The 23,272-nt window shown below is 70.8% G+C and carries 21 protein-coding genes; 11 read left to right on the forward strand and 10 right to left on the reverse strand.

Annotated elements, in window-relative coordinates; genetic code table 11:
- Positions 1-116 precede the first annotated feature (116 nt).
- Positions 117-794: a spermidine synthase gene (locus tag PH203_RS33265; RefSeq protein ID WP_289924891.1), complete on the reverse strand. Its 678-nt coding sequence runs from the start codon at positions 792-794 to the stop codon at positions 117-119.
- A gap of 207 nt (positions 795-1,001) precedes the next feature.
- Between PH203_RS33265 and PH203_RS33270 the strand changes: the two genes are divergently transcribed.
- On the forward strand, positions 1,002-1,859 hold the full coding sequence (locus PH203_RS33270; RefSeq protein WP_289924893.1) for a rhomboid-like protein: 858 nt from the start codon (positions 1,002-1,004) through the stop codon (positions 1,857-1,859).
- Positions 1,860-2,061: 202 nt separating this feature from the next.
- Here PH203_RS33270 and PH203_RS33275 read toward each other — a convergent pair whose 3' ends face one another.
- Entirely contained in the window at positions 2,062-2,877 is an 816-nt protein-coding gene (locus PH203_RS33275; protein WP_289924895.1) for a GNAT family N-acetyltransferase, read from the reverse strand.
- A gap of 203 nt (positions 2,878-3,080) precedes the next feature.
- A complete protein-coding gene (locus tag PH203_RS33280; protein ID WP_289924896.1) occupies positions 3,081-3,728 on the reverse strand; it encodes a GNAT family N-acetyltransferase in 648 nt (215 codons plus the stop codon).
- 176 nt (positions 3,729-3,904) lie between these two features.
- On the opposite strand from PH203_RS33280, the gene lon reads away from it, so the two are divergent.
- Positions 3,905-6,325, forward strand: a complete 2,421-nt coding sequence (gene lon / locus PH203_RS33285) for an endopeptidase La (RefSeq protein ID WP_289924898.1) — start codon at positions 3,905-3,907, stop codon at positions 6,323-6,325.
- A 96-nt stretch (positions 6,326-6,421) separates the two neighbouring features.
- Here lon and PH203_RS33290 read toward each other — a convergent pair whose 3' ends face one another.
- Positions 6,422-7,240, reverse strand: a complete 819-nt coding sequence (locus PH203_RS33290; protein WP_289924899.1) for a lysozyme — start codon at positions 7,238-7,240, stop codon at positions 6,422-6,424.
- A 231-nt stretch (positions 7,241-7,471) separates the two neighbouring features.
- Here PH203_RS33290 and PH203_RS33295 point away from each other — a divergent pair, with 231 nt between their 5' ends.
- Positions 7,472-7,906, forward strand: a complete 435-nt coding sequence (locus PH203_RS33295; protein WP_289924900.1) for a MarR family transcriptional regulator — start codon at positions 7,472-7,474, stop codon at positions 7,904-7,906.
- A gap of 65 nt (positions 7,907-7,971) precedes the next feature.
- Positions 7,972-10,698, forward strand: a complete 2,727-nt coding sequence (locus tag PH203_RS33300) for a hypothetical protein (protein WP_289924901.1) — start codon at positions 7,972-7,974, stop codon at positions 10,696-10,698.
- Positions 10,699-10,705: 7 nt separating this feature from the next.
- Here PH203_RS33300 and PH203_RS33305 read toward each other — a convergent pair whose 3' ends face one another.
- The gene (locus PH203_RS33305) at positions 10,706-11,494 is read right to left on the reverse strand and encodes a protein phosphatase 2C domain-containing protein (RefSeq protein ID WP_289924902.1); all 789 of its coding nucleotides are present in this window, start codon (positions 11,492-11,494) and stop codon (positions 10,706-10,708) included.
- Between the two features lie 367 nt (positions 11,495-11,861).
- Between PH203_RS33305 and PH203_RS33310 the strand changes: the two genes are divergently transcribed.
- The 5 genes from PH203_RS33310 to PH203_RS33330 are packed head-to-tail and all read left to right on the forward strand — an operon-like array spanning position 11,862 to position 17,352.
- Positions 11,862-14,552, forward strand: coding sequence for a nitrate- and nitrite sensing domain-containing protein (locus PH203_RS33310; RefSeq protein WP_289924903.1), 2,691 nt, complete (start codon positions 11,862-11,864; stop codon positions 14,550-14,552).
- Complete coding sequence (locus tag PH203_RS33315; protein WP_289924904.1) at positions 14,549-15,058, forward strand: roadblock/LC7 domain-containing protein; 510 nt, start codon at positions 14,549-14,551, stop codon at positions 15,056-15,058. The genes PH203_RS33310 and PH203_RS33315 overlap by 4 nt, the downstream gene beginning before the upstream one ends.
- Complete coding sequence (locus PH203_RS33320; protein ID WP_289924906.1) at positions 15,055-15,465, forward strand: DUF742 domain-containing protein; 411 nt, start codon at positions 15,055-15,057, stop codon at positions 15,463-15,465. The genes PH203_RS33315 and PH203_RS33320 overlap by 4 nt, the downstream gene beginning before the upstream one ends.
- Complete coding sequence (locus tag PH203_RS33325; RefSeq protein ID WP_289924907.1) at positions 15,446-16,090, forward strand: ATP/GTP-binding protein; 645 nt, start codon at positions 15,446-15,448, stop codon at positions 16,088-16,090. Before PH203_RS33320 ends, PH203_RS33325 begins: the two co-directional genes overlap by 20 nt.
- A gap of 14 nt (positions 16,091-16,104) precedes the next feature.
- Positions 16,105-17,352, forward strand: a complete 1,248-nt coding sequence (locus PH203_RS33330; protein WP_289924908.1) for a styrene monooxygenase/indole monooxygenase family protein — start codon at positions 16,105-16,107, stop codon at positions 17,350-17,352.
- Here the strand turns inward: PH203_RS33330 and PH203_RS33335 are convergent.
- The 4 genes from PH203_RS33335 to PH203_RS33350 all read right to left on the reverse strand — a co-directional run bounded on the left by PH203_RS33335 (position 17,331) and on the right by PH203_RS33350 (position 20,663).
- Positions 17,331-18,467 (reverse strand): C40 family peptidase, encoded by a 1,137-nt coding sequence (locus PH203_RS33335; protein ID WP_289924909.1) that lies wholly within the window; start codon positions 18,465-18,467, stop codon positions 17,331-17,333. The genes PH203_RS33330 and PH203_RS33335 overlap by 22 nt on opposite strands.
- A 103-nt stretch (positions 18,468-18,570) precedes the next feature.
- Positions 18,571-18,900, reverse strand: coding sequence for a hypothetical protein (locus tag PH203_RS33340; RefSeq protein WP_289924911.1), 330 nt, complete (start codon positions 18,898-18,900; stop codon positions 18,571-18,573).
- A complete protein-coding gene (locus PH203_RS33345) occupies positions 18,893-19,543 on the reverse strand; it encodes a TetR/AcrR family transcriptional regulator (protein WP_289924912.1) in 651 nt (216 codons plus the stop codon). The genes PH203_RS33340 and PH203_RS33345 overlap by 8 nt, the downstream gene beginning before the upstream one ends.
- 181 nt (positions 19,544-19,724) lie before the next feature.
- Positions 19,725-20,663, reverse strand: a complete 939-nt coding sequence (locus PH203_RS33350; protein WP_289924914.1) for a diiron oxygenase — start codon at positions 20,661-20,663, stop codon at positions 19,725-19,727.
- An 89-nt stretch (positions 20,664-20,752) separates the two neighbouring features.
- Between PH203_RS33350 and PH203_RS33355 the strand changes: the two genes are divergently transcribed.
- Both PH203_RS33355 and PH203_RS33360 read left to right on the forward strand, forming a co-directional pair.
- Positions 20,753-21,859: a ferritin-like domain-containing protein gene (locus tag PH203_RS33355; protein WP_289924915.1), complete on the forward strand. Its 1,107-nt coding sequence runs from the start codon at positions 20,753-20,755 to the stop codon at positions 21,857-21,859.
- A complete protein-coding gene (locus tag PH203_RS33360) occupies positions 21,856-22,752 on the forward strand; it encodes an ADP-ribosylglycohydrolase family protein (protein ID WP_289924917.1) in 897 nt (298 codons plus the stop codon). Before PH203_RS33355 ends, PH203_RS33360 begins: the two co-directional genes overlap by 4 nt.
- Here the strand turns inward: PH203_RS33360 and PH203_RS33365 are convergent.
- Positions 22,749-23,255, reverse strand: a complete 507-nt coding sequence (locus PH203_RS33365) for a DUF3291 domain-containing protein (protein ID WP_289924919.1) — start codon at positions 23,253-23,255, stop codon at positions 22,749-22,751. The two genes, PH203_RS33360 and PH203_RS33365, sit on opposite strands and share 4 nt — an antisense overlap.
- Positions 23,256-23,272: the final 17 nt, after the last annotated feature.

The following is a 23,272-nucleotide window of genomic DNA, read 5'->3' on the forward strand; positions in this document are numbered from 1 at the left end:
CTTTCCGGAATCAGTGGGGTGATCCCGCTTACTGGCTTGTGCCTGTGCATGCTTGCGATTGACGCTTGAATGATCTGCGCCAGGGAAGCAGAGTACGGGGAGTCACCACGCCACGGCTATCCAGGTCGGACACCGATGTGCACCACGTCCGGAACGCCCCGGGCAACGGGCACCTCTTCGGTACGCACCCGCTGGAATCCGGCATTCCATAGGGTTCCTTCAAATTCCGGAGACGGCTGCGCCGACCACACGGCGAGCACCCCGCCGGGCCTCAACACCCTTGCGCAGTCGGCCAGTCCGGTGGCCGAGTACAGGCCGTCGTTGCCCTCGGTGACGGTCCAGTCGGGGCCGTTGTCGATGTCCAGGCACAGCGCGTCGTACGTGTCCGATGTCTCATTCAGATAAGTGACAAGATCGGTTTCCAGAATCTCGGCCCGTGGATCCGTGAGCGCCTGTGCGGAGAGTGCCGACAGGGGACCGTGACGGTGCCAGTCGATGATGGCGGACTCCCGCTCCACGACCGCGATCCGCCCCCACTGCGGCTGCCCGGCGGCATGTGCGAGCGAGAACCCGACCCCGAGCCCGCCGATCAGCACACTCGGCTCGGGCCGTCCCTCCAGCGCGTCGAGCGCGACATCGACCAGCAGCCGCTCCGATCTGCCGTCCGAGGTGTCCATCAGAAAGCACCCGTTGGCGATGATCTGCAGCAACTCGCCGTGCCGGCGCAGCACGACCTCGCCGTGCGGGCCCTCGCGACGGTCCAGGACTTCAGGGATGTCGTACGAGATGGGCATCGGCCCATCCTGGCAGTTCGGTGGAGAGGGCACAGAGAATTTCGGGGCGACGATCCACAGGGCGACGATTTACGAGACGGCCGGGCCGTGGCCCGCGGGCGGTTGTTGAGAAGTACCTGTGAATCCGCTCCGGGGTGGCGCCGGTCACAGACAGCCGGGGTGCGGGGCGCGAAGGCTGGGAGGGAGAAACGGAAGGAGCGCCTCACGGTGGAACGGACTGGGACGGCCCGCCTACCCGATGCCTCCGGCCCGCCCGGAGAGCCCGGACTCCCCGATGTCTCCGGCCTGTTGGACGGCATACCGCGCCAGCGAACCCCGGTGACAACGGCCCCCGAGGCTCCGCAGCGCCGCCCGCGCATCCGCCCCTGGCGCCTCCTCCCCACGCCCACAGGCACGCCGTTCACCTTCGGTTACGCGGTCGTCCTCGCCGCGACGTCCCTCGTCACCGAGTACGCCGACCCCGCCCTCGTGCACTCCCTCCTCCAGGGCTCCAGCACGGACGTGGCCCACCTGGTCCGCACGCCCGTACTCGTACTGCTCGCCAGCGCGCTGTGGATCGCGGGCGGCATCACATCGCCGTACGTCCTCGGCTTCCTGCTCGTCATGACCGCGCTGGAACGCCGCGTAGGCGGTGTGCGCACGGCCGGCGTCTTCCTCCTCGGCCATGTCCTGGCGACACTGGCGACCGAACTCCCCGTGGGCCTGGCCGTCCTCGCCGGCCACCTCCCCGACACCTCACTGCACCGCCTCGACTACGGCATCAGCTTCGGCGTCGCTGCGGGGACGGGCGCGCTGGCGGGCCTGCTGCCGCCGTGGGCGCGATGGCCGTTGCTGGGGCTGTTCGGGGGGATGCTGGTGCAGGACCTGGCCGCCTTCACCGACCCGATGACGGAGTGGGGGCATCTGACGGCGCTGGCCATCGGGGTCGCCACGTGGCCGCTGATACGACGGTGGGCCGCCACCCCGGTCGCGGGGAGCGCCGCGTTGAGGACGGGGCAGGGCGGTACGGGCGCCTCCGGCACGGCTCGCCGGCCTACGCCTTCCTCACCGCCGCCGGCCGCTTAGACAACCCCGGTATCCAGAGACGCTGTTCGTCCCCCGGGCCGGCTCCGTGCGGGCGGTGGTTGCGGAGTTGACAGGGGGCCGGCCATCCGCTGCCCCAAGTCCCCGTAAATCCCTGCGGATTCATCACGGCGGGCTTGCGATGCCGCGGCGATCCGGGCACGGCAGGGGCAGCGGGCGAGGGGTGGAGGCGCGGAGGCTGGGGCTACGGCGTGACGTTCGGGCGGTCGGCCCGCGGTGGTGTCCAGACGTACGGCGTGGTCGTCGTCACCGCCTCGAAGCCCAGGCGCCGCAGGATGGGCGCGCTGTCGTCGGAGGCGTCCACGTGCAGGTACGTGACACCGCGCGCGGTCGCGAGCGCGGCTCGGGTGGCCACGAGGGCGCGGTAGATCCCGCGTCCCCGCCACTCGGCGAGGGTGGAACCGCCCCACAGGCTCGCGAAGTCGCTCCCCGCGCGGAAGGCCAGCCAGGCCGCGGAGACGACCTCGCCGTCCGCCTCGGCGACGTAGACCGCGAGTTCGTCGGGGTCGGTCGCGAGACGGGCGGTCAGTTCGTCGGCGAGCCAGCCCCAGTCCTGGCCCCAGACGGCCGACTCCATGGCGGCGATGCGCCGCATGTCGGCGTCCGCCGTGGTCCGACGCAACGTCACCCCGTCCGGCAGCACGGGCTCTCGTACGGCCATGTCGGCCGCGCGCCCGATCATCACCGTCTCCTGCTCCTCCGGCACGAAGCCCGCCGCGCGGAGCCGTACGGTGAGGTCGGCGGGGGAGTCGTGCCCCCGCGTCTTCCACTCCACGGCCTCGCCGCGCGCCGCGAAGAAGTCCCGCTGCCGCGCGATGAGACCGTCCAGGGACTCCCCGTCGACCCCGAGATCCCGCGGCCCGCTCACAAACCCCCGGAACTGTCCCACGACCCGCAGCAGCGGCCCGTCCTCCTCGTACGTCACCCCGGCGGGCGGCGTCGGCGGAACACCGCGCATCTGGGCGTCGTAGGCGGAGAGCAGGATCGTGGCATCGGTCATGGGGAAGACCGTACGGACTGGTTGGGAGGGGGCAACCGAATTTCGGCGACGACGGCCGCCGGGCAAAGGGCGGGCGGCGGCCGCGTTGCTCGTGCTCCGCTCACCGTCGGGCGCGGGAAGGCCGCCGTATCCGTGGCGCGCGTCGCCGCGCACGCACAGTTCCGTCATCCACAGCGCCCCCCCCGCGAGACCGCCACCCCGCGCTACCGCCCGGTGAACTTGGCGCTGGTCAGCAGGGCCCTCACCGTCCACCCCAGCGACTCGTACAGCGCCCGCCCGTCCGGCGTTCCCGCCAGTACGCAGGTCTCCGCGCCCTGTTCGGCCGCTGCGTGCTGGAGGGTGCGCATGACGAAGGTGCCGAGGCCCTTGCACTGGTGGGCCGGGGAGGTGGCGACCTGGTCGACGACCGCCGTCGCGCCCGTGGGGGCGAGCTGGCCGCGGGCCGCCCAGGAGCCGTCGGGTGCGGCGAGCATGGTGCGGGTGACGCCCCCGCGGGACCAGGTGCGGAGGCGGTAGCCGTGCGGGACGGCCGGTCGGTCGGGTGTCGTGGTCAGGGGGAGTGTCATCAGGTAGCCGGGCTCGGGGTCGATCCACCATCCCTCGCCCAGCCAGTCGCCGACGACGGCCGGGTCCCGGAACACCTTGAGCCACACCCCGGCCCCGGTCACCGCCCCGGCCACCTTCCGTACGTCGGTCTCGGCGACGTCCTCGTTCACCGCGCCGAACACATGCCGGGTGACATGGCCGTCCGTCCCCATGTCGATCGTGCAGCCCCACGGCTCGACCACCGGCGGTGCCGCCCCGCGCGAGACGATCCAGCCGTCCACCCATGCCCGGACGTTCCGATCCACGGCGCCCCCTCCTGAACATCCACGGTAATAACCGAAGGTCGATTGTGGTTATTACAGCAGCAGGATGACTCGATGCGGCAGACGTGATCGCTCACAGCGAACGCCCCTTGGGGAACATTCGAAGGCTCACGTGCATTGAGTCGGCATAGCTCAACTTGAATGCCGAAGGGGAGATCATGGCTTCGACGTCCACATCGCTCACCCTGCCTGTGCTGCCGCTCGACGACGAGGTCGTGCTGCCCGGGATGGTGGTCCCGCTCGACCTGAACGACCCCGACGTGCGCGCCGCGGTGGAGGCCGCCCAGGCCGCCGCCCGCTCGGAACCGGGGAAGCCCAAGGTCCTGCTGGTGCCACGGATCGACGGGACCTACCCGGGCACCGGTGTCCTCGGCACCGTCGAGCAGGTCGGCCGGCTGGCCGACGGCGACCCGGGCGCGCTGATCCGCGGCCGGGGCCGGGTGAGGATCGGCGCCGGGACCACGGGCCCGGGTGCCGCCCTCTGGGTCGAGGGCACCCGTGTCGACGAGTCCGCCCCCGAGCCGCTGCCGGGGCATGTCACCGAACTGGTCAAGGAGTACAAGGCCCTCGCCACCGCCTGGCTCCGCAAGCGCGGCGCCTGGCAGGTCGTGGACCGCGTCCAGGCCATCGAGGACGTCTCCGCGCTCGCCGACAACTCCGGCTACTCGCCCTTCCTCACCACCGACCAGAAGGTCGAGCTCCTGGAGACCGCCGACCCGGTGGCCCGCCTCAAGCTCGCCACCCAGCAGCTCCGCGACCACCTCGCCGAGCAGGACGTCGCCGAGACCATCGCCAAGGACGTCCAGGAAGGCGTGGACAAGCAGCAGCGCGAGTTCCTGCTCCGTCGCCAGCTGGAGGCCGTACGCAAGGAACTGCGTGAGCTCAACGGCGACTCCAAGGACGCGGCCGAGGAGTCCGACGACTACCGCGCGCGCGTGGAGGCCGCCGACCTCCCGGAGAAGGTCCGTGAGGCGGCCCTCAAGGAGGTCGACAAGCTGGAGCGGTCCAGCGACCAGTCGCCCGAGGGGTCGTGGATCCGGACCTGGCTGGACACCGTGCTCGAACTGCCGTGGAACGAGCGGACCGAGGACGCGTACGACATCCAGGGCGCGAAGGCGGTCCTGGACGCCGAGCACGCGGGCCTGGAGGACGTGAAGGAGCGGATCACCGAGTACCTGGCGGTGCGCAAGCGGCGCAGCGAGCGGGGGCTGGGGGTCGTCGGCGGCCGGCGCGGCGGTGCCGTACTGGCACTGGTCGGTCCGCCCGGCGTCGGCAAGACGTCGCTCGGTGAGTCGGTCGCGCACGCGATGGGCCGCAAGTTCGTCCGGGTCGCCCTCGGCGGTGTGCGGGACGAGGCGGAGATCCGCGGTCACCGGCGTACGTACGTCGGTGCGCTGCCCGGCCGTGTCGTCCGCGCGATCAAGGAGGCCGGGTCGATGAACCCGGTGGTGCTCCTCGACGAGATCGACAAGGTGGGCTCCGATTTCCGGGGCGACCCGGCGGCGGCCCTCCTGGAAGTCCTCGACCCCGCCCAGAACCACACCTTCCGCGACCACTACCTGGAGGTCGAGCTCGACCTGTCCGACGTCGTGTTCCTCGCGACGGCGAACGTCCTGGAGGCCGTCCCGGAGGCCCTGCTCGACCGTATGGAGCTGGTCCGCCTCGACGGTTACACCGAGGACGAGAAGGTCGTCATCGCCCGTGACCACCTGCTCCCGCGCCAGCTGGAGCGGGCGGGGCTCCGGAAGGATGAGGTGACGCTGGACGAGAGCGCCCTGCGCAAGCTCGCCGGCGAGTACACCCGCGAGGCGGGCGTGCGCACCCTGGAGCGGTCCATCGCACGCCTGCTGCGCAAGATCGCGGCCCAGCACGAACTGGGCGAGCGGAAGCTGCCGTTCACGGTGACGGACGAGGAGCTGCGCGGCCTGATCGGGCGCCCGCACCACGTTCCGGAGTCGGCGCAGGACCCGGCCGAGCGCCGTACGGCGGTGCCGGGCGTGGCGACGGGCCTCGCGGTGACGGGCGCCGGCGGTGACGTGCTGTTCGTCGAGGCGTCCCTGGCGGACCCGGAGACGGGCGCGGCGGGACTGACGCTGACGGGCCAGCTGGGCGACGTGATGAAGGAGAGCGCGCAGATCGCCCTGTCCTTCCTCCGCTCGCACGGCGCCGAACTGGAGCTGCCGGTCGGCGACCTGAAGGACCGGGGCGTGCACATCCACTTCCCGGCGGGCGCGGTGCCTAAGGACGGCCCGAGCGCGGGCATCACGATGACGACGGCACTGGCGTCGCTGCTGAGCGGGCGGCTGGTCCGCACGGACGTGGCGATGACCGGCGAGGTCTCGCTGACGGGGCGGGTGCTGCCCATCGGCGGTGTGAAGCAGAAGCTGCTCGCTGCGCACAGGGCGGGCGTCACCACCGTCATCATCCCGAAGCGCAACGAGGCCGATCTGGACGACGTCCCGGCGGAGGTGCTGGACAAGCTCGACGTCCACCCCGTCACCGACGTCCGCCAGGTCCTGGAACTGGCGCTGGCCCCGGCGACCAACGGGGCGACGCCGGAGGTCCCGGTCGCGGCGTGACTTCCGGTCGCGACGTGACGGACGCGACCGGATGAGGTGAAGGCCCGGGTTCTCGTGAGGGAGGCCCGGGCCTTCGCCGTACGCGGGTGGGGCGGCTCAGCCGTTGGCGAGCGCGACGACCCGGTCCAGCGCCCCATTGAACTTGTCGTGGTCGCCGACGGTCGGCCCGGACGAGGTGTACTGCCACATCGTGTAGTACGACCATCCGGCGGGCAGCGTGCCGACGGTGGACGCGTACCGCGCGATCCACAGCGGATTGGCGCCGGCGAACCCGCTGTAGTTGCCGGTGCACTCGGTCCACCAGCTGGTGGCGGTGTAGATGACGGCGTTCCGCCCGGTGCGGGCCTTGTACTGATTGAGGAAGTCGCGGATCCAGGTCACCATCGCGCTCTGGCTCTTGCCGTAGCAGGAGGCGCCGTACGGGTTCCACTCGATGTCGAGGACACCCGGGAGGGTCTTGCCGTCCCTGGACCAGCCGCCGCCGTGGTCGACGAAGTAGTTGGCCTGGGTGGCGCCGCCGGTGGTGTCCGGGGTGGCGAAGTGGTAGGCGCCGCGGATCATGCCGACGTTGTAGGAGCCGTTGTACTGCTGGGCGAAGTAGGGGTTCGTGTAGTACGTCCCCTCGGTCGCCTTCGCATAGGCCCACTTCACTCCGCTGCTCCAGAGGGTGGACCAGGCGACGTTGCCCTGGTGGCTGGAGACGTCGACGCCCTCCGTCTGGGTGGCGCGGGTGTCGCGCGGGACGCCGTTCTGGCCGTCGTGGGCGAGGACGCCCATGCCCATGTGGGCGGAGCCGCGGGTGGGGGTGTCGGCGGCGCCGGCGGGGGCGGCCGGGGCGGCCAGGACGAGGGAGAGTGCGCCGATCAGCAGGCCGGCGAGCAGGAGACGTACCGATCCGGGTCTGTGCACGGGCATGCGTGCCTCCGAATGCTGGTGGGGGTGGGCGACTGGCGTGGGCATGCCAGTAGTACCTGGTAAAGAAGCTACGCACGTAGAAGAGCGCGAGGGAAGAGGGGCCGGAGGCTGCCGTTGGTCTTGACCTGCGAAATACTGACCGAGCTGCGGCGATGACGGCATCTGGCGAAAACTTTCACGACCCGGAAAACCGAGGCAGGGACTGACGTGCGCGAAGACGGAAGTGGTGCTGTGGACCAGCCCGAGTTCCTCGCCCTGGAACGCGAGTTGACCGTGCTGCTGCGGCGCGCGCGGGCCAACCAGGGGGAGATGGCGCGCGAGGTCCATCCTGACCTGGAGTCCGCCGCGTACGGGTTGCTGGTACGGCTCGACGAGTTCGGCCGGCAGCGCGCGACGGAACTCGCCGCGTACATCGGCGTCGGCAAGGCGACCATGTCCCGTCAGCTGCGGGCCCTGGAGCAGCTCGGCCTTGTCACCCGGGCACCCGACCCCGCGGACGGGCGGGCGTGGCTCGTCGAGTTGACGGAGGAGGGGCGGTCCCGGGTGGGACGGGTACGGGACGCCCGGCGGGCCCGGTACGCGGGGCGGCTGGCGGACTGGGACCCCAAGGAGGTCTCCGAACTCGCCAGGCTGCTGCACCAATTGAACCTGGGGATGGAGCGCTGAATCCACGTATGACGCGCTGATCCGCCCGCTACTCTGACGGCCCTGGGGGACGGGGGTGGCCGTCGATGGCGGTTGCGGTCAAGTGGTACGTGCGGTTCGCGGGGGCAGGGCTGCTGCTTCTGGTGGTGCTTGCCGTCGGGGTCTCGCATGTGGGGTGGTTGCGGGCGGCGGACGGGATGCGCGTGGAACCGACGCGCACGTCCACGTCCAGTACGGAGCCGACCGGCACGGACGACGAGGAGGAGCGGGCCCGCGCCGTGACCGAGGCGCGGTACCGGGCCGAGGGGCGCCCGCCGCGTGACGGCAGGACCGTGCTGCGGGTCGCTCCCGACGGGAACTTCTGGAAGGTCACGGCGGACCATGAGGTGAGTCTGCGCGCCTCGGACTCCATGATCGAGGATCTGCGCACGGGTACCCAGTCGCTGGAGGACTGGCTTCCCTTCCAGCTGCGCCTCGGCGCGGGGACCAAGGACTGCGAGGGAAGACCCTTCGGCGGGGACCGCGACGCGGGCCTGCTCGCCCAGCGGTCACCGTCCTCGCGGGCGCAGGCATCCCTCAAGGAGTGGGCCTCCTGGAGGGAGAGCGATTACGCGGTCCAGTGCGTCGACTACTACGCCGCGATCACGCTCATCGGCACCGAGGGCCGCTTGGGCGGAGCGGGCATCTACGACACCTGGACCGTCACACTCGACACACCGAAGCGTCCCATCCTCCGGATCATGGGCGGCACCACGCTGCGCCAGGACGCGCACCATGCCGAACTGCGCGTCCCCGAGGGCGAGCAGAAGGTGACTCTGGTACTCGGGGATCCCGCCGAGTCGCTGGCCTCTGACACGTCCGTGCAGGCCGATGAACAGAGCGATATCGAACACCTCAGCCGGCTGCTGCAGCGGGAGACTCCGCTGCGCGAGGCAATGTGGCTCGCCTCGGCCCTGGTGGCGGTGAGCGTCTGCTGGGTGCTGCCCTTCGTCCGGAGGTGGTCGCCGCCCGGGTCCCGGCGGCGCTGGACGATCGTGGCGATGACGTCCTGCGCCCTGACCGCGGCGCTGCTGCTGTACGCCCTGGCGGGTTCCGCTGCCGCCGCGCGGTGGCCGACGTGGCTCTATCCGGGGAGGGGAGCGGCGCTGACCGTGTGGTGGTGGCTGCTGCTTCCCTTCTTGTTGGCCGCCTTCGCGGTGCGGCTGGCCGCGGGACGACCGCCGCGGCTGCGGGAGTTGTTGCCGATGCTGATCCCCAGCGCCGCGCTGCCGGTGCTCGCCGTCTCCGTCACCGCGGTGGAAGGGACCCGGTGGGCTCTGCTGTCGCTCGGCGCCGTAGCCCTGGCGACCGTGGGCGTGGTGGTCGTGCTGAAGCGTGGACGGCTCGGGTCGGCGGGGCGGCGCTGGACACCCGTTGCGGCCGGAGCGGCCTGGCTGACCGTGCTGGGTGTTGGGCCGGGGCTGGGAGTGGTCACCGAGAACAAGGCTCCCGGCTGGGGCGATCTGAACATCCTGGTCCTCTTGGTGCTCGCATGGGGCTGGGAAGCTCTCGCCCTGTTCGTCGTGGTCCTCGTAGCCCGCCGGGTCTGGCTGGCGCGCGTGGGATGGTTCCTGCTGGGGGTCTATTTCTTCCGCCCGGACTTCGACGGTGATGGGCTCCGGCTCTGGGTACAGGGCGATGGCGATACGTGGCTGCTCATCGGGCTCTATCCGACCTTTGTCGCCTCCTTCTATCCCGGCGCCATCCTGTACCTGGCCTTCGGCATCACCCTGTGGTGCCTCTGGATGCACGGCAAACGGCACCGAGGCTGGCCGTCACAGGTCCGTACGGTCGCCGTCGGCCTGGGCATCGCGGGGGCGGCCACCGGGCTCGCCGCATACGGGTTCAGCATGTTCGGCGACTTGGAGGCGCAACGCGGTGGCTACTACGCGGCGCTCCTGATCGGTGCCGTGGGCTTCGCCTGGCTGCTGCCGCCGTCCGCGGAGACCCGGGCCGTACGACTGCACAGCACAGGTCCGGCCGCGCACAACCGGCTGATGCACGCCCTGTTGAAGGACCAGGCCCTCGCAGCGGGCCGACGGGAGTTCCTCGCGTCCTCCCGCACCGCCCTCGCGGAGGGAGAGCTGACCGCACGCCAGTGGAGCGCCCGCTGGCGGCACCTCGGGGCCCTCGGAGACCGCGGTACGGCACCCCAGCGCTCCGTCGACCTCCGGCTGGCCGCCCTCGGCACTTCCGGCGGCCGCACCGCGCTGAACAACGGCCTGGCGGCCGCCGTACTGCTCGCCGCCCTGTGCGTGCCTTGGATGCTGTACACGGTGCCAGCCCCGCTCAGTGCGGAAGAACCGCTCGACGAACAGGTGTGGACACACGCCCTCCGCTGGGCCGTGTTCGGCTTCGTCTACGGCTACGCCTACTCCTGGATCCGCGGCGGCAGCCCCATCGGCAAGGCGCTGTCCCTGCTCGCCGTGGTCCTGCCCGCGGAACTGGCCCAGCTTCTGTACCGAGGGCTGACACCCGAGGACTTCGCCCTCTCGCTCCTTCTCACCACGGGCAACTGCCTCGCCGTCTTCCTCGTCCTCGGCCTCTACTGGGAGGCCCGTCTCGTCCGTGTCACCGGACTGCGCTGGGGGCAGATCCGCAACTTCCGGTCGCTGTCCGCCGCGGCCGTCCCGGCGACGACGGTTCTGGTGGCGTCGGCCACCGCGCTGGCGACCGCCATGGTGGGGGCGTGGATCGCTCCGGAGAACAACCCGACGCCTACGAACCCCGGTGCCGGAGCGTCCGTCAGCGCGGAGCCGTCCCCTGGCCCCTGAGGCCGCCTCACAGCTCCACGAACACCACCGACGCATCGTCATGCGTCTTGCTCCGCCCCAGAAACACCCGAGCCTCCGCATCCCCCGCCTCCAGCGCCCGCACCCGCTCCACCAACCCCCGGGCCCCCTCCTTCCGTACAAAGCGGAAGCAGTCCGCCCAATCCCCCTCCCGGAACTTCTCCACCCACCGTGACGCCCCGTCCGTGAGCGCCACCAACGCCCGCACCTCCTCGCGGGACACCACCCCCGTCACCGCCCGCCCCGCCACCGACGGATCCGCGGCGGCCGTGAAGAACCCGCCCTCCTTGTTCCGGACCGTCGCGTCCACGATGGCGTCCGTCGCCAAGGAGGCCCGCGGCAGACGCGACAGCCGGTCGTCGAGCACCGCCGTCACCGCACCGTCGCCCGCCTCCATCAGCAGCACCGAGTCGGACAGCACCAGGTACTCCACGACCCGCTCCGACCAGCGCGCCACGACCACTGTTGCCTGTGGTGTTCGTGGGTGAGAAAGGTCACAGGCATATCCATGCGCATCAGCGGTACGAGCAATGGCGCGGGCGAGAGCCTCCGGCAACGGAACATCAGGGAGGGAAACGGTCAGTTCGGTCAGGGCGCCGCCCAGGCGGGCCGTGAACCAAGGGACGGAATGCAGACAGCCGGTCGGGCCCGCCGGGGGCGTGACGCCGTCCAGGACCACCAACACCCCGCCCTGTCCTGACGCCGGGAGGGCGACGCTCGCGAAGTCCTCGTCGGGGCGGGTCCGGTCGCCGGGCTCGGAGATGAGTTCGGTGCGCATTCGGCCAGTCTGCACGAGCCCTTCACAGGGTTCACGAAAGGCTGGCATCGGTTGCGGAACGGGTGCAGTCGCGCAGGTCAGGCGCCTGGAATGGGATGGAATGGTTCGGTCCGGGAAGATGCGGTGGCGGATAATGCCATCGGTCGCCGCAGACGTCCAACCGGCAGGCTGCGCAAGGCCCCTGACCGTGCCAAGGGAACTTGCTCGCCAACTCCCCTCCGGGGTTCACTCCTTCGGGTGGCGGGTCGGGTGATGCGCGCCCGCTGCCCAGCGGCACTGGGAGGGTCGGGAAACGTACCCGGTGTGACTCCAGTTGACGGAGCGTCACCCGGGCCCATGGGTACACGAGTCAGGATTGCGAGCACCGGTGCAGAAGACGCGGCCTCGTCGTACGAGCAAGCAGACGGCCCCCGCCGATCCCACCACCCCCGGCGGCCCCGTCGTCGGCCGCGGCCGCCCCACCCACGTACGCAACCGGCTCATCATCGCCGCCGCCGTCGTGGCCGCCGCCATCGCCGGAGCCGGTGCCCCGGCCCTGCTCACCGCCTCCTCACAGCTCAGCGACTCCCAGGACCTGGTGACCCTCGCCGAGCAGACCCAGGACGCGCTCGCCCTCGCGCACTCGCTCGCCGACGAGCGGGACGAGGTCACCTCGTACGTCGCCGCCGGGCGCGCCAAGTCCAAGGCGCCCTCCGAGCAGCGCGGCGCCCGCGTCGACCGGCAGGTCGAGGAGCTGCGCGCCGACACCGACACCCCCGCCGGCCTGCGGACCGACCTCGACGGCATCGCCGCCCTGCGGCGCGCCGCGCTCACCGGCAAGAGCAGCGCCCTGGAGGTCCACCAGACCTACTCCGCGGCCATCGACGAACTGCACCGCCTCGCCGAACGGCTGGCCGAGCAGATGCCGGCCCGCGCGGGCTCCGGCGCGTACGCCCTCGCCGAACTGGACTCCGCCGTCCAGCAGTCCGCCGCCGCCCGCGGTCTGCTCCTCGCCGCGCTCAACGTGCCGCGCAGCACGCAGACGGTCACCGACCCCATCACCGGGCTGACCTCCACCGTCATCACCTCCTCCGAGGCCGACACCAAGCAGCGCGACGCCCTGACCGCCGCTGCCCAGCAGGCCCGGCTGCGCTCCGACGCCGCCCTCGCCGACTTCCACGACACGGCCCCCGAGTCCGCCAGGAGCAGTTACGACTCCACGGTCACCGGCCCCGAGGTCAACTCCGCCGAGAAGTACCTGGCCGCGCTCACCGACCAGGCCACGCTCTCCGACGACGAACTCGACACCAGCACCAAGAAGGCCGACGCCGCCCTCTCCGCCCGTGTCGACCTGATGCGCGGTGTCGAGTCCGCCCTCTACAGCCAGCGCACCAAGGACCTCACCCAGCTCCGCGACGACGACGTCACCGCGCTGGAGCTGCGCGTCGCGGTCCTCGGCGCCCTGATGCTGCTCGCCGTCGGCATCGCCACCGCCATGGCCCGCACCCTCACCCGCCCCCTCGCCGTCCTGCGCCTCGGCTCCGCCCGGCTCGCGCAGGCCGAGGACCCGGCCGCCGAAGAGCCCGTCAAGTTCACCGGCCGCAACGACGAGTTCGCCCAGGTCGTCCGCTCCGTCAACGCCCTGCACGCGCACGCCGTCGCCGTCCACGAGCGGGTCGCCACCCTGGAGGCCGACCGCAAGCACCTGGTCGGCCAGCGCCAGAAGATGGCCGACGCCCGCGAGGAACTGCGCGCCGAACTCGCCGAGTCCGCCGCCCAGTTGACCCGTCTGCGCGACAGCATCGGCGGCACCTTCGTCAACCTCGCGCTGCGCACCCTCGGCCTGGTGGAGCGCCAACTCGCCGTCATCGAGGGCCTGGAGGAGCGCGAGCAGGACCCCGACCGCCTCGCGACCCTCTTCAAGCTCGACCACTTCGCCACGGTCATGCGCCGCCACAGCGAGAACCTCCTCGTCCTGGCGGGCGCGGAACACGTCCAGCAGCACGCGGGCCCGGTCCCGCTGGTGGACGTCGTACGGGCGGCGGTCAGCGAGATCGAGCGCTACGAGCGCGTCCGTATCGCCGCCCTGCCCCCGCACGCCCACGTGGCCGGCTTCGCGGCGGACGACCTGAGCCACCTGCTGGCCGAACTGATGGAGAACGCCACCTCGTTCTCCCCGCCCGACCTGCCCGTCGAGGTCTCCGGCTGGCTCCTGGAGAGCGGCGAGGTCATGCTCTCCGTCCAGGACGAGGGCATCGGCATGACCGACGAGCGGATGGCCCGCCTCAACACCCGCCTCGCCGAGTTCGACCCCGAGTCCCCCTACGACCAGGAGGGCGAGGAGGGCCTGGGCCTCGGGCTCTACGTCGTCGCCCGGCTCGCCCACCGTCACGGCGTCCGCGTCCAGCTCCGCGACCAGAAGCAGGGCGGCATCGCGGCGGTGGTGGTCCTGCCGAAGCCGCTGCTGGCCCCGGCCCCGTCCGCGGCGGTGCCCTCCGCCACCCCGGTCACCGGCACCACCCACACCTTCGCCCTGCCGGGCGCGGACGCGGAGGTCAACTCCAACGTCCTGCACGGGCGTTCAGACTCCGGCGACGCGCTGGTGGCGCTGGCCGAGAAGGCCGTACGGGAGCGGGAGCCGGCGGGGGAGGAGACCCTGTCGGAGACGACGATGGAGCTGCTGGCCCCGGTACCGGCGGACGAGCCGGCCACCACGGACGCCCTCGAGGCCGTCACCACCCACGAACCCGCAGCCGACGACGACTCCGCCCCACAGGGGCCACCCGTCGACGGCGAAGCCGAGACGGAACACACCCGCGCCCGCGACGAGGACCAGCTGACCGCAAAGGGCCTCCCCAAGCGCACCCCGAAGATCACGGCACCGGCGGAACCGCCCCGCCAGCGCAGCGCATCCGTCGACGCCGACGCTCTCCGCCGGAGGCTCGGCGGCTTCCGCCGGGGGGCGGAGGCCGGTTACCGCGACGTAGAAGCAGAGATCGCCGAACAGACGGGTCAGACGAGGACACCCGCACATTCCGAAGAAGCCACGGGGGGCACTCCCGAGGAGGCAAGCAGTTGACCGCGCCCAGTACCTTCGGACTGAGCAGTGAAGCCCGCAACCTGCACTGGCTGCTGACGAACCTGGTCGAGGAGGTGCCGGGCATCCAGTCAGTCGCAGTCGTCTCATCTGACGGCCTGCTGCTGCTCTCCTCCGATCCGGGCCGCAACGAGCAGGCACGGCAGCCCCGTACGACCGCGACGGGCCCCCGGGGTTCCGCCGCCGACCTCGCCACCATCGTCTCCGGCATCGGCAGCCTCACCATCGGCGCCTCGAAGCTCATGGACTTCGGCGGGGTCAAGCACACGATGGTCGCGATGGACGAGGGGAGCCTCTTCGTGATGTCGATCAGCGACGGCTCACTGCTCGGCGTCCACGGCTCCGCGGACTGCGACATGAGCGTGGTGGCGTACCACATGGCGCTCTTCGTCGGACGCGCCGGCCATGTCCTGACCCCCGAACTCCGCAGCGAGCTCAGGAAATCACTGGGGCACGAGACGACCGAGGCCACCGGGAGCCCCCGATGACCGAACGGCGTCCCGACCTCCCCGTCCGCGGCGGCGACCGCAAACCCGCCCGCGTCCGCCCCTACTCGCTCACCGGCGGCCGTACCCGCTTCGGTCACGTCCTCCTCGTGGAGACGTTCGTCGCGGCGCTCGAAGCCCCCGAGGAGCGCAAGGAACTGACGAATGGTTCCCTCAACTCGCGGGTCATGCCGGAGATGCGGGCCATCGTCGAACTCTGCCGCCGTATGCGCACGGTGGCCGAGATCGCCGCGCTGCTGAAGATGCCGCTCGGCGTGGTCCGGGTGTTGCTCAGCGACCTCGCGGACCAGGGAAAGATCCGTGTGTACGGCACCGGCACCGGTCACGGCACCGGCCGCCCGGACCGCGCTCTGCTCGAAAGGGTGCTGAGTGGACTCCGTCGTCTCTGACGCCGCCGCTTCCTACGGCGTCACCCCGCTCCTCGCCGAAGAGGGGCCCGTACAGCCCTGGCAGACGGACCGCACCCGGGCGCCGATCGCGACGAAGATAGTCGTGGCCGGCGGCTTCGGCGTCGGCAAGACCACCCTCGTCTCCGCCGTCTCGGAGATCACGCCCCTGCAGACCGAGGCGCTGATGACCGAGGCGAGCGAGGAGACCGACGACCTCACCGCCACGCCCGGCAAGCTCACCACCACCGTGGCCATGGACTTCGGCCGCCTCACGCTCGACGACGACCTCGTCCTCTACCTCTTCGGCACGCCGGGCCAGCAGCGGTTCTGGTTCATGTGGGACGACCTCGTACGCGGGGCGATCGGCGCGGTCGTGATGGCGGACACCCGGCGCCTGAAGGACTGCTTCCCTGCGCTCGACTACTTCGAGAGCTGCGGAATGCCGTACGTCGTCGCCGTCAACCACTTCGACGGCACCGAGCTGTTCGAACCGGAGGACGTACGGGAGGCGTTGACGATCCCCGCGCACATACCTGTAATGATCATGGATGCGCGGCGGCGGATCTCGGTCATCGAGACCCTCCTGTCCCTCGTCGCCCATGCGCTCGACGAAACACCGGAGTAGGAGTACAGCCCCGTATGCGGAAGATACTCGTCGTAGGAGCCGGCCAGTCCGGTCTCCAGCTCGCCCTCGGACTCCAGTCGCACGGGTACGAGGTCACGCTGATGTCGAACCGGACCGCGGACGAGATCCGCTCCGGCCGGGTCATGTCGACGCAGTGCATGTTCCACACCGCACTGCAGCACGAGCGCGATCTCCAGCTGAACTTCTGGGAGTCCCAGGCCCCGAAGATCGAAGGACTCGGCGCCTCGGTCGCGGCCCCCGGCTCCTGGGCCGAGGGCCCCGCGGCCCGTGCCATCGACTGGGTGGGCAGGCTCGACGGGTACGCGCAGTCGGTCGACCAGCGCGTGAAGATGGCCGGCTGGATGGAGACCTTCGCCCAGCGCGGCGGCCAGCTCGTCATCCACGGCGCCGCCGTCTCCGACCTCGACTACTTCTCCCGTACGTACGACCTGGTGCTGGTGTCGGCCGGCAAGGGCGAGCTGGTCTCGATGTTCGGCCGGGACGCGTCCCGTTCCCCGTACACCGAGCCGCAGCGCGCCCTCGCGGTGTCCTACGTCCACGGCCTGGGCCCCCGCCCCGAGCACCCGGACTACGACGCCGTCCGCTGCAACCTGGTCCCCGGCGTCGGCGAGTTGTTCGTCATGCCGACGCTCACCACCTCCGGCCGCGCCGACATCCTCTTCTGGGAGGGCATACCCGGCGGCCCGCTCGACGTCTTCAACGGTGTCAAGGACCCGGCCGAACACCTCTCCCTGACCCTGGAACTCATGGAGCGGTACACGCCGTGGGAGTACGCGCGGGCCACGAAGGTCGAACTGACCGACGCGGGCGGGGTGTTGGCGGGCCGCTACGCCCCCACGGTCCGCAACCCCATCGGCCGTCTCCCCGGCGGCGGCCTGGTCCTCGGCGTCGCCGACGTCGTCGTGGCCAACGACCCCATCACCGGCCAGGGCTCCAACTCCGCCTCCAAGTGCGCCGCCGCGTACCTCGCGTCGATCCTGGAGCGCGGTGAGAAGGAGTTCGACGAGGAGTGGATGCAGAGCACGTTCGACCGCTACTGGGACACCGCTCAGCACGTGACCAAGTGGACGAACGCCATGCTCGCCCCACCGCCGGAGCACGTCCTCAACCTCATCGGCGCGGCAGGGCAGTTGCAGCCCGCCGCCGACCGCTTCGCCAACGGCTTCGACGACCCGGCCGACTTCGAGAACTTCTTCTACGAGCCCGAGAAGACGGCCGCCTACCTGGCGTCCCTGTCCTGAGCGTCCTGAGCGTCCTGAGCGTCCTGAGCGTCCTGAGCGTCCTGAGCGTCCGGGGCCTTGTCCGGACGCACGGCCCCGAGGATCGGGTGGGAGGCGATGGGGGAGACCTTGACCTTCTCGCCGGTCCGCGGGGCCTGGACGATCTTCCCCTTGCCGAGATACATCCCCACGTGGGTGGCGTCGGGGAAGTAGACGACGAGGTCCCCGGGCCGTAGCTCCTCGAGCGGAATACGCGGCAACCGCGCCCACTGCTCCTGACTGGTCCGGGGAAGGGGTGTCCCCGCATGCCCCCACGCCTGAGAGGTCAGCCCCGAACAGTCGTACTCCCCGGGCCCTTCCGCCCCCCATTTGTACGGCTTCCCGAGCTGATCCATCGCATAGCGCACCGCCTTGCCACCCCGGGAGGACGGCTTGCGGTCGTCGTCGCTGAGCGCCCCCGAGGCGATGAACTCGTCCTGCGCCTCGGCGACTTCGTCCTCCTCGAACCGTGCCAGCTCGGTCAGCTGCTCCTCGGTGAGGGAGGCGAGGAGCTCTTCGACGTCGTGCAGTTTCTTCCGTACGGCGTCCCGGTCCTTCTTCTGCCGTGCGGCGAGGGTCAGTTGGGTGTCGAGCGCGGTCCGCGCCTTCCGTGCCAGCCCGTCGGCCTTCCTCTCGCTGCCGGTCAGCCGCCCGATCGTCTCGGCCCGCTCCCGCGCCAACTGCCCGATCACATGCCCCTGGTCGAGCGCGTGCTGCGGATCACGGGCCAGCAGCAGACGCACATAGGGCGAGATGTCGGTGCTGTTCTGATACTGCTGACGGGCCAGCCGCCCGGCCGCGCCCCGGCTGTCGTGGAGGGAGAGCCGGGCCCGGGCGAGCGCGAGGTCGAGCCGCCGCACCTCGGCCTGCTGTTTCCTCAGCTTCTCCTCGGTGGAGTTGTACGTCTCCGTGGCCTGCTCGGCCTCCCGGTACAGCGTCTGAAGATCCGTCAGCAGTTCGGCCACGGGCCGTTCGGCGACGGTGCGCTCGGCGGGCGCGTCCGGTTCCGGTACGGCGGTCGCGGGCACGGGTGCGAGGACCGTGCCGGCCGCCACCGCCGCCGCCGTACACACCAGACGCAGAAGCCTTCCTGACACGTCATCACCTCCGGTGCGGGACAGCCCCTCTGCTCCGCACGGTGAGCATCAGGCGGGCGGCCGGGGTTCGCGCGTCGGGCGTGCGCGGTTCGGCCCAATCACGTCACTCGTCGGGGTTCTCCGGCTTGCCGCCCGGCGTGGCGTCGGGCTTGGAGTCAGGTTTTGACCAGGGCCAGCGAATCCCGCTCGGCTTACCTTCTGGGTCGTACTCGTACTTCCACCCCTGCTGGAGGCCGAGCCGCTTGCCCTGCCCGCGCGGGACCCGGCGGTAGACCAGCACGGTCGGCGGTCCGCCGTCGGCGTCCGGGACCGGGATCCGGTAGTGCTTGGGCGGGTGGCCGGTCGGGCCCAGGAGGACGGGCAGGACGCGGCCGTCCATCGGGCCGCCCTCGAAGGGGGTGTCTTCGCTCTTCACGGGACCAGTGTCAGACATCCGCCGCGAGAGCCCGCACCAGCTCCGAGGTCTGCGGGTCGCGTCGCGCGGTCACGGACATCACGGCGACGAACTGCTCGACCAGCCAGTCCCGCAACTCGTCGACCGGCGGTTCCTTGTCGTCGTCCAGCCAGATCAGCGAGGCCGCCTCGACCGCGGTGATCCACATCCGCACGGTCATCCGCAGCCGCGCGCTGGGCTCGGTGACCCCGAGATGGCTGAGGATGTGCCGAGCGGCGGCCCGCCGCACACCGTCCACGATGGCCGTCGTACGCGAGGTCTCGACGACACTCCCGCCTTGGAGCAGCGCGCTGAACCCGGCGTCGTGCTGGTCGACGAAGGCGAGGTAGCGGTCGAGGGCGCGGGAGAGACGGGTGAGCAGCGGGCCTTCGTGAGGCTCGTCGAAGCACTGCCGGAGCTCGTCGGCGGCGGAGCGGAGGGCGGCCTCGTAGAGCTGCTGCTTGCCGCCCGGGAAGTACCGGTAGACCAGGGGGCGGGAGACTCCGGCCGCCTCGGCCACGTCGTCGAGGGAGACCTCCTCGGGGGCGCGGTGCGCGAAGAGACCGAGGGCGGCTTCGAGGAGCTGGCTGCGGCGTTCCTCGACGCTGAGGCGACGGTAGGCGGGGGCGGCGGGCGGGGTCATGCCTCGCAGGGTAGTCGGCCGTCTGCGGATTCGTTGTGGCTGGTCGCGCAGTTCCCCGCGCCCCTAAAAGGCCGGGACAGCCAGGCATGCCTTGACTGCACCCCCTAAGGGGCGCGGGGCTGTATCGATATGCGGCTCCGCCGCGTGGGCGCGACCAGCCCCCACCGTCCCGCAGCCTGCATCAGGCCAGTAGACCCGATGACCTCCACAGCCGCCGCCCCATGCCCCGCAGCACCCCAATGTCATCCAGGAAGTCCGTCAACTTCTTCGCACCTGTCTGCATGACTTCCCTGCGATGCCCGCTAGCCCGCACCTGCATCACAGCCTCCCGCCGGTCCAATCCCACATTCGTGTAGACCTCGGGGTTAACAAACGCCACCGAGAACACCCGAGCGAACTCCCCGGACGTCACCCGGGTGAACTCCTGCGACCACCGAGGCGCGGTCACCATCTGCCGCCGCAGCTCCTCGCGGGCGTACCGCACATGCCGTGCCTCCTCGACGACATGTATCCGCGTGACCCCCCGGACCAGGGTCTGCACCCGCTCGTCCGGGAACGTCAGCCGCTGCATCCAGTCGAGAACCTCCTCACCGAGCAGCGTCGCCGTGAAGGACCCCGGAGTCGTGGAGATCGTCTTGAACAGCCGCCCGAGGTTCCGATGCGCCCGGCTCACCGGATACCAGGGCGTGTCCCCGTGGGAGATCAGCCGCGCGAACATCTTGGAGTGCCGGCACTCGTCCTCGATCTCGGTCAGCGCGTACCGCACATGCGCGCTCGTCGCCGCCTTGTCGTAGATGTGCCGGACGAGCAGCTGCATGAGGATGAGCTCGAACCAGATCCCGAGCGAGGCGAGCGCGGCTGCCTCGTGCTGGGACAGCAGGATGCGCTGCTCCTCGCTCATCCGCCGCCACATCGGGGTGTCGTACAGGGACACCAGTTCCGGCGGCCAGAACCACTTGCCCTCCTCGAAGGGCGCGTTCCAGTCGAGTTCCTTGTCGGGGTCGAAGGAGTGCTTGGCGGAGGAGTCGAGCAGCCGCTCGGCCACTTGCTCCCGGTCCTTGAGCAGGCCGAGCGCGTCGCGGAGCCCCGCGAGCGCATCGGCGTCCGTCAGCGTCGTCATGAGGTTATGAGACTGCTTGTCAGCAAGACCGTCAATCCCTTGCGCACGACTTGTTGACCCCGCGTCTACGAAGGGGCAGCCTGCGGAACATGCCGACTTTCGACCTGTACGCCACAGATCCGGGAGACCCCCACTGGCAGGTGCCGGCGACCGGCGCGGCGCGCTTCAGCTGGGAGTACGACGATGGTCGCGACCGTCTCCTCGCGCTCTACCAGAAGGGCAAGGACAAGCAGTGGGACGGGCAGAAACGCATCGACTGGGAGCTGGAGGTCGATCCCGCCGACCCCCTCGGCACCCCCGACGAGTCCATGTCCCTGTACGGCACCAAGTACTGGGCGAAGATGACCGACGCGGACAAGGGCGAGCTGCGGCGGCACTACGCCTCCTGGCAGTTCAGCCAGTTCCTGCACGGCGAGCAGGGCGCCATGGTGTGCGCCGCGCGGATCGTCGAGTCCGTCCCCGATCTCGACGCGAAGTTCTACTCGGCGACCCAGGTCATGGACGAGGCCCGGCACGCGGAGATCTACGGCCGCTTCCTGCACGAGAAGATCGGGATGCTCTACCCGGTCAACGACAACCTCCAGTCCCTCCTCGGCGACACGCTCCGGGACAGCCGCTGGGACATGCCGTACCTCGGCATGCAGGTCCTCATCGAGGGCCTCGCCCTCGCCGCCTTCGGCATGATCCGCGACACGACGGACAAGCCGCTGCCGAAGCAGATCCTGGCGTACGTCATGCAGGACGAGGCGAGGCACGTGGCCTTCGGGCGCATGGCGCTGCGCGACTACTACAAGCAGCTCAGCGACGCCGAACTCCGCGAACGCGAGGAATTCGTCATCGAGGGCTGCTACTTGATGCGCGACCGCCTCCGGGGCGTCGAGGTCCTGGAGAACTTCGGCATCCCCACCGCCGAGGCCGAGGAGTACAGCGAGCAGTCCGAGTTCCTCGCCCTGTTCCGGCAGTTGCTGTTCTCCCGGATCGTCCCGTGCGTCAAGGACATCGGCCTGTGGGGGAAACGCCTCCAGCAGGCCTACGTCGACATGGGCGTCTTCGAGATGGGCGACTCCAACCTCGATCTGCTGATGGCCCAGGACGAGGAGCTCGCCGAGAAACTGGATGCGGAGCGCTTCGCGGCGGAGGAGCATGACCGGGTCGCGGAGGTGCGGCAGTCGATCGACCTGGGAGCCAGTGAGTGAGTGCCGTTCCGGACCGAGCCGCCGCCCGCCGCAGCCTTGAGGGCCTCGCCCTCGGGGACGCCTTCGGCGAGCGCTGGTTCCCGCTCTTCCGCGAGCCCCGGCAGGCGTACGACGAGGTCCGCGCCCGTCGTGCGCCGGAGGAGCCCGAGTGGCACTGGACCGACGACACGGCCATGGCGCTCGGCGTCTTCCGGGTCCTCGACGAGTTCGGCGAGATACGGCAGACCGAGCTCGCCCACGCCTTCGCGCTCTTCTACGACGCCGATCCCGCCCGTGGATACGGCCACGGCATGCACCAGCTCCTGCCCCGCCTCCTCCACGAGCCCGCCCGCTGGCCGGAGTTCGCCCGCGAGCTGTTCGGCGGCGAGGGCAGCCTCGGCAACGGCTCCGCGATGCGGGTGGCGCCGCTGGGGGCGTGGTTCCACACCGACCTGTCCCGGGTGGTCGAGCAGGCCACGTTGTCGGCCGAGGTCACTCACGCCCACGCGGAGGGCGTCGCGGGTGCGGTCGCCGTGGCGGTGGCCGCGGCACTCTCGGCCGACCACGAGCTGACCCTCGACGCGGTGGCGGCCCTGACACCGGCGAGCGCGGTACGCGACGGTCTCGTCCGCGCCGCCGAGGTCCCGTTCGCCACGGAACCCTGGAAGGCCTCCGACCTCCTCGGCAACGGACAGCGGATCCGCGCCGACGACACCGTCCCCTTCGCCCTCTGGTCCGCGGCCCGCCACCCCGACGACCTCGTCTCCGCCCTGTGGACCACCGCCGAGGGCTTCGGCGACGTCGACACCACCTGCGCCATCACGGGCGGCGTCGTGGCCGCCCGGACGGGCGTGACGGAGGCACCGGAGGGATGGCTGCGGCGCCGGGAGGCGGTACCCGGCGGAGCCGCCTAGACCCCGCAGCCCAGATCCTCCGGCACCGTGAACGACACCGGCTCCGCGCCCTGCGCCGGGAACGACGTCCGCAGCGTGAAGGCGTACGGCGTCGGCCCGCTGGCCCGCAGATGCAGCAGCCGCGCCTCCGCCTCCGCGACCGTCGGACGGTGCCCGGCCGGGACCCACCACAGGGCCGTCATCGCCTCCACCGCCTTCTCGAACCACGCGCGGCGCCGCGACAGCATCTCGCGGTGCTGCCCCTGGTACATGAAGGCCGTCAGCGCGTCGGTGTCCCGCCACACCGTCAGGTTGATGATCAGCCAGTCGTCGCCGAAGGCCTTGATGTCGGTGGCGTCGCCGCCCTCGGACTGCAGCCGCCAGACATAGCCGTCGGCGGCCTCCGCGGAGGCGTTGACCGGGTCGAGGGCGTCGACGAAATCCTTCAACTCGGGCGAGTCCAGCGGGAACTTGAGGCGGGAGATGTTGACCTGGGCGAGTTCGTACGCGGCGGCTGAAGTCATGTACCGAACGTTAGGTA

This window comes from Streptomyces sp. S.PB5 (genome assembly GCF_030403745.1).
GTDB lineage: Bacteria > Actinomycetota > Actinomycetes > Streptomycetales > Streptomycetaceae > Streptomyces.